Annotated in this window: 7 protein-coding genes; 5 read left to right on the top strand and 2 right to left on the bottom strand. The window is 76.6% G+C overall.

All coding sequences use genetic code 11. The features are described 5' to 3' along the window. Positions 1-160 precede the first annotated feature (160 nt). Positions 161-1,402, top strand: a complete 1,242-nt coding sequence (locus ACFW1I_RS15790; protein ID WP_384670099.1) for a GNAT family N-acetyltransferase — start codon at positions 161-163, stop codon at positions 1,400-1,402. Between the two features lie 71 nt (positions 1,403-1,473). Here the strand turns inward: ACFW1I_RS15790 and ACFW1I_RS15785 are convergent, their stop codons facing one another. Beyond that, entirely contained in the window at positions 1,474-1,878 is a 405-nt protein-coding gene (locus ACFW1I_RS15785) for an anti-sigma factor antagonist (protein WP_384670098.1), read from the bottom strand. 186 nt (positions 1,879-2,064) lie between these two features. On the opposite strand from ACFW1I_RS15785, the gene ACFW1I_RS15780 reads away from it, so the two are divergent. From ACFW1I_RS15780 to ACFW1I_RS15770, 3 genes are all read left to right on the top strand, one after another. Beyond that, positions 2,065-2,424, top strand: a complete 360-nt coding sequence (locus ACFW1I_RS15780; protein ID WP_384670096.1) for an ArsR/SmtB family transcription factor — start codon at positions 2,065-2,067, stop codon at positions 2,422-2,424. A gap of 113 nt (positions 2,425-2,537) precedes the next feature. Next, entirely contained in the window at positions 2,538-3,881 is a 1,344-nt protein-coding gene (locus ACFW1I_RS15775; RefSeq protein WP_384670100.1) for an MFS transporter, read from the top strand. A gap of 159 nt (positions 3,882-4,040) precedes the next feature. Beyond that, on the top strand, positions 4,041-4,451 hold the full coding sequence (locus tag ACFW1I_RS15770) for a RidA family protein (RefSeq protein ID WP_384670095.1): 411 nt from the start codon (positions 4,041-4,043) through the stop codon (positions 4,449-4,451). A gap of 7 nt (positions 4,452-4,458) precedes the next feature. Here the strand turns inward: ACFW1I_RS15770 and ACFW1I_RS15765 are convergent, their stop codons facing one another. Beyond that, on the bottom strand, positions 4,459-5,073 hold the full coding sequence (locus ACFW1I_RS15765) for a hypothetical protein (RefSeq protein WP_384670094.1): 615 nt from the start codon (positions 5,071-5,073) through the stop codon (positions 4,459-4,461). Between the two features lie 357 nt (positions 5,074-5,430). On the opposite strand from ACFW1I_RS15765, the gene ACFW1I_RS15760 reads away from it, so the two are divergent. Further along, positions 5,431-6,218 (top strand): S8 family serine peptidase (locus ACFW1I_RS15760; protein ID WP_384670092.1); only part of this gene is annotated, 788 nt, incomplete at its 3' end.

The following is a 6,218-nucleotide window of genomic DNA, read 5'->3' as shown; positions in this document are numbered from 1 at the left end:
CCGTGGATCGAGGCGGGGGAGACCGGGGCGGGGGGCGGGCCGGGCGCCGCCCCCCCCGACCGGGCCCCCACCCCCTATTTCTTTTGCCCGGGCGGGGGGGGGGGGGTGGACGGGTGGGGGCGCCACGGCGCCGTGGCGCCGGTACGAGGAGGCAGCCGCAGTGGTAGAGATCCGTCCCACGACCGACGAGGACCTCGGGGTCTTCGTCGACACCTTGCACGTCGCGTTCGGGCGCTTCCCGGAGACTCCGGGCGAGGACGGCGGAGGCGTCTGGTGGTCGGCTCTGGAGATGGACCGCAGCCTGCTCGCCCTCGCCGCGGACGGGCGGCCGGTCGGCACCGCCGGCGCGTACTCCTTCGAACTCACCCTGCCCGGCGAGACCGTCGTCCCGGTCTCCGGCGTGACGGCCGTGGGCGTCCTGCCCTCGCACCGGCGCCAGGGCGTGCTCAGCGCGATGATGCGGCACCAGCTCACCGAGCTGAGGGAGCGGGGCGAGGTCCTCTCCGTGCTGCTGGCCTCCGAGGCCCTCATCTACGGCAGGTTCGGCTACGGACCGGCGACCTCGACGCAGCGGATGACCGTACAGCGCCACCAGAGCGCCTTCGCGGCCCCCCGGGCGGCGACGCTGGGAGCCGACGCGAACGCGGACGCGGCCGTGGCCCAGGGCACGATCGAGGTGGTCCGGCGGGCCGACGGCGGCGCCGTCCTCGAAGAGGTCTACGACCGCTACCGCCGCGCCCGGCCCGGCGCGCTCTCCCGGCCGCCCCGCTGGTGGGCCCTCGGCGCGGGGCAGCCCCCGGTCGCGAAGGCGCCGCGCCACGTGGCCGTCCACCGGGACGCGGACGGGAACGCGGACGGGTACGCCTCGTACTCCCTCGACGGCGAGACGCTGACGGTCGACGAGATCATCACCGCCGACGACGCGGTCTTCGCCGCGCTGGCCCGGTTCGCGCTCGACCACGACCTGGTCGAGAAGGTCGTCTTCAAGCACGTCCCGCCCGCCCACCCGCTGCGGCACCGGTTCGCGGACTACCGGGCCGCTGAGGTCAGCCACGACACCGACTGGCTGTGGGTGCGCATCCTCGACGTCCCGCGCGCGCTCACCGCGCGCGGCTGGCTCGCCGACGGCGAGCTCGTCCTCGACGTCCACGACCCGTTCCTCGGCGAGCGCGGCCGTCATCTGCTGACCGTCCGGGACGGCAAGGCCGACTGCGTCCCGACGGACCGCAGCCCCGACCTGTCCCTGGACGTGAGCGACCTGGGCTCGGTCTACCTCGGCGGTACGGCCCCGAGCGCCCTCGTGGGCGCGGGCCGCATCCATGCCCACCACGCGGAGGCGGCCGGTCTCGCCGACGCCCTCTTCCGGACGGAGCGCCCGCCGCACTGCCTGCACTGGTTCTGACCGAGGAGCGCCCCGCTCCGGCTCAGCCCCCGCTCCGGCTCAGCCGCTTTCGGGCTCAGCCGCCCTCCGCCTCAGCCGCCCTCCGGCCAGGCGTCGCTGCGCCATTCGCGTTCCTCGACGCCCCGGTCCCGGTGGGCGGCGAGGGCGGCGGCGAGGTCGCCGTGCACCGCGATGGCGATCGTGCCGGCCCCGAAGCCCCCGTCCGCCGCGCCGTCCGTCCCGCTCTCCGGGACGGCGGCCAGTTCGAGCCCGCGTCCCTCGGCGGCCAGCCGCGACGCGGCCTCGGACACGGCGAGCCGACCGCCGTCGGACCAGCCGCGCAGCCCGGTCAGGTCGAGGACCACGGGCCCGGTGCCGCGCGCGAGCGCCCAGCCGACGGCCCCCTGGAACCGCCCCACGGCCTCCTGGCCGAGGAAGCCGGCCAAGGAGAGCACACCGAGGCCGGGGTGGATGGTGTAGCGCCACTCGATGGTCATCGTCGTCTCTCCTCGCTCCCGGCCATGTCCCGGCCGTCCGCAGCATCCTCACCCGAGAGCCCGGCCCCGTGCACGACCGGTCCACGGATCGGTCACCCGTCCCGGGCGTCTTGCCGTCCCCTTCCGCACCCACGGCCACGCCCCCACCGCCTGAAACCGCCTCGCCCGCCTCCCTACGATGGGTCCATGGCGGATCCCGTACGTGAACAGGTCGTGTCCCCCGTCCATCCACGGACGCCGGGGGCGCCGGAGCTCGCGGCGGCGGCCGAGGTGTTCGGGCTGCTCAGCGACCCGACCCGGCTGCAGCTGCTGTGGGTGCTCACGCGGGGCGAGGCCGACGTCGGCGCGCTGACGGAGGCGTGCGGGGCGGCGCGGCCGGCCGTCAGCCAGCATCTGGCCAAACTGCGGCTGGGCGGGCTGGTGCAGACCCGGAAGGACGGGCGGCGGGTGGTGTACGCGCTGCCGGACGGGCATCTGAAGAGGCTGGTGGTCGAGGCCCTGAACCGCGCCGACCACGTGGTGACGGGGGAGCCCTGGCACGACTGAGCGCGCGGGGGTCGGAGGCGGTTTCCCGCCGTTCCGCAATCGACATGTGCGCACACGTGCACATGTCGGCTACGGTGATGGGGACCGCACCCCTGCCGACCGAGGGCGTCCCCATGCTGTCCGTCCTGCGCGACCGCACGTACCGGCACCTCTTCCTCGCCCAGGTCGTCGCCCTCACGGGCACCGGCCTGGCCACCGTCGCCCTCGCCCTCCTCGCGTACGACCTCGCCGGCGGACACGCGCCCGCCGTGCTCGGCACCGCGCTCGCCCTCAAGATGGCGGCCTACGTCGGTCTGGCCCCGCTCGCCGGGGCGCTGGCCCGCCGGGTGCCGCGCCGGGCCCTGCTGGTCGGCGCCGACCTCGTACGGCTGCTCGCCGCGCTGGTCCTGCCGTTCGTCGACCAGGTCTGGCAGGTGTACGCGCTGGTCCTGCTGCTCCAGGCCGCCTCGGCCGTCTTCACCCCCGCCTTCCAGGCGACCATCCCGCGCGTCCTGCCCGAGGAGCGCGACTACACCCGGGCGCTCGCCCTCTCCCGGCTCGCCTACGACCTGGAGAGCCTCGCCAGCCCGATCCTGGCCGCCGCCCTCCTCGCCCTCGTGCCGTACGGATGGCTGTTCACCGGGACCGCGGCCGGGTTCCTCCTCTCCGCGCTCCTCGTCCTGCCCCTGCGCCTCCCGCCGGAGGACCGGCCGGGCCCCGCGGCCGAGCGGGTCCTCGGCGTCCGGCTCCTCCTCGCCACGCCCCGGCTGCGCGCCCTGCTCGCGCTCGACCTCGCCGTCGCCGCCGCCGGCGCGGCGGTCCTCGTCGACACGGTCGTCCTCGTCCAGGACGGGCTGGCCCGGCCGCCCGGCGACGTGTCCCTCGCCCTCGCCGCGTACGGCGCGGGCTCGATGGCCGTGGCCCTGCTCCTGCCGCGCCTGCTCGACCGGACCGGGGACCGCGCCCTCATGCTGCCCGCCGCCGGCGTCCTCGCCGCCGCGCTCGGCCTGCTGACCGCCGGACTCGCCTCCGGCTGGGCCGACGCGCACCAGGCGGCCGCCTGGCCGGCGCTGCTCGCCCTCTGGCTCTGCCTCGGCGCCGCGACCTCGGCGGTCCTCACCCCGGGCGGACGGCTGCTGCGCCGGTCCGCCGCCGACGCCGACCTGCCCGCCGTCTTCGCCGCCCGCTTCTCCCTCTCGCACGGCTGCTGGCTGCTCACCTACCCGCTGGCCGGCTGGCTCGCCGCCCGCGCGGGGACCGCCGTCTCCGCCGCCGCGCTCACCGCCGTCGCACTGGCCGCGGCCGTCGGCGCCGCCCGCCTCTGGCCGCGCAGCGACCCGGAGGAACTGGAGCACACCCACCCCGAACTCCCCGCCGGACACCCCCACATGGCCACCGCGACCGGCCCGGACCACCGGCACGTCCACACCTTCCGCATCGACACCCTCCACCGCCACTGGCCCACCCCCACCGGCTGAGGCGCGGACCGGGCCCGGACGGGGTGGGGCCGGACCCGGACCGCGCCCGGGCGGCGGAAAATGCGGTCGAGACGGCGGAGGAAGCCTGACAGGGTGGGGTGTTCCCGTACCCGGGGGCCGGTACGGCTCCGGGCCGTCGCCGCAGCCGAGAGGACCCCCGTGCCCCGCGCCGTCACCCTCATCCGTTCCTCCACCCTCTCCGACGTCGCCGAATACGCCTACGCCGCGACCGCGCCGGCCGAGGCCCGGCTGATCTTCCTGGCGGGCGCCTGTCCGCTCGACGCCGAGGGCGCGACCGTCGCCGTCGGCGACGTCGCCGGGCAGGCGGCCGCCTGCGTCGAGAACCTGCGCACGGCGCTGAAGGACGCCGGCGCCGGCCTCGCGGACGTCATCAGCACCCGTGTCCTCGTCGCGACGACCCGTCAGGAAGACCTGGTCGCCGCCTGGCAGGTGGTGCGGGACGCCTTCGGCGCGCACGACGTGCCGAGCACGCTGATGGGCGTCACCGTGCTCGGGTACCACGACCAGCTGGTCGAGATCGAGGCCGTCGCCGCCGTCCTCGACGCCTGACCGCCCCTCACGCGGGCCGGCGCGTCCACAGCGTCAGGTCGCTGGAGGTGGCGACCGCGAGCGTCCGGCCCGTCGGGGAGAAGCCCGCGGCGCGCAGGGTCGACCAGGTGGAGTGGAGGATGTGCCACCAGCCCTCGGTGTGCGGGGGCCGGTGCCAGTTCCCGCCGTTGTCCGACAGCAGGATCCGGTGGTTCGGCCAGTCGGGGGCCTCGACGTCCACGAACCAGCCGTCGCCGCTCGCGGTGTGCAGCCCGCCGCCGGACAGGCCCGCGACGCGCACCCGCTGACCGGCGAGCGGGCCGATCCAGGCGCACGACAGGTCGGGCGTGCCGTCCGGCCCGTCGTCCTCGGGGTCCCGGTCCCTCGCGATCCGCTCGCCCGTCACGGCGTCGAAGACCCCGTACCCCTGGTGGGAGACGACCATCACCAGGTCGTGTCCGGTGGCCGGGGCCACGCCGAAGCCGATGCCGGTGAGCCCGCCGACGGCGGCGCGGTCGCCGAACACGTTCCGCCAGGGCGCCGGCGCGGGGACGACCGGGGCGGCGAGGAGGCGTCGGCGCAGCCCCTCCTGGTACGGGGAGAGGGCGGGCGCGCCGCCGGCCGGCGGGTTCTTCTCGGGCATGCCCCGATCATGGCGGAGCCTCACGGGAAGGGCGCTCCCGGGGTCTCGTCGCGACCGTCCGGCTTTCGTGCGGCGCCGTCCGGTGGCCGGTCCTCGTGGGTGGCGGCCGGATCGTGACGCCGGTGCGGGCGGGGTGGTTCGTGGGGGTTCGGCCGGGGATCGGGGGAGTCTCCGTATCCAGCGTGTGTCGGATGCATGACAAGGGTTCAACTTCCTTGATCCGCCCGGCCGGTGCGGCACAGGCTACTGCCCACGCCGAGCGGAGGCCCCCTCCCCGGCGGTGCGTGCGACCGCACGCGACCCCCACGCCGCGGCGCCCGACCCAGGGCGCCACGCCAAGAGGAGGAATCCCTCACCATGGCACTCCCCGCGCACCGCACCGCCCGCCGGGCGCTGATCGCCTCGGCCGCCACCGTCGCCGCGCTCGCCACCGGCCTCACCGTGGCCCCGGCGCAGGCCGCCCCGGCTCCCGTCGAGGGCGTCGTCCTCGCCGCGGGCTCGCCCGACGCCGTCGCCGGCAGCTACCTCGTCACGCTCAAGCCGGGCGCCGGCTTCGCCGCCGGCTCCGCCAAGGGCCGCGGGCTCATAGCCGGTTACGGCGGCACGGTCGGCAAGACCTTCGGCGCGGCCCTCAACGGCTACACCGTCACCCTCGACGCCGCGGCCGCCCGCCGCCTCGCCGCCGACCCGGCCGTGGCGACCGTCGAGCAGAACCAGATCGTCCGCGCCGACGCCACCCAGACCAACGCGCCCTGGGGCCTCGACCGCATCGACCAGGCCAACCTCCCGCTCTCCGGCACGTACACGTACCCGGACAGCGCGGGTGCCGGAGTCACCGCGTACGTCATCGACACCGGCGTGCGGATCAGCCACGGCGAGCTCGCGGGCCGGGCCGTCAACGGCTACGACGCCGTCGAGGGCGACACCGTCGCGCAGGACGGCAACGGCCACGGCACCCACGTCGCCACCACCATCGCCGGCTCCACCTACGGCGTGGCCAAGGCCGCCAAGGTCGTCGCGGTCCGCGTCCTCGACGCCAACGGCTCCGGCACCACCGCCGGCGGCGGCGCCGGCGGCGGCTGGGGGTCCTCCCCCCACACCGCCGCCGCCCCCGCCGGCGGCCGCCGGACGGGGGGGGCGGGCGC

This window comes from Streptomyces sp. NPDC058955, from assembly GCF_042741435.1.
GTDB lineage: Bacteria > Actinomycetota > Actinomycetes > Streptomycetales > Streptomycetaceae > Streptomyces.
This window is presented reverse-complemented; position numbering and strand designations above follow the sequence as displayed.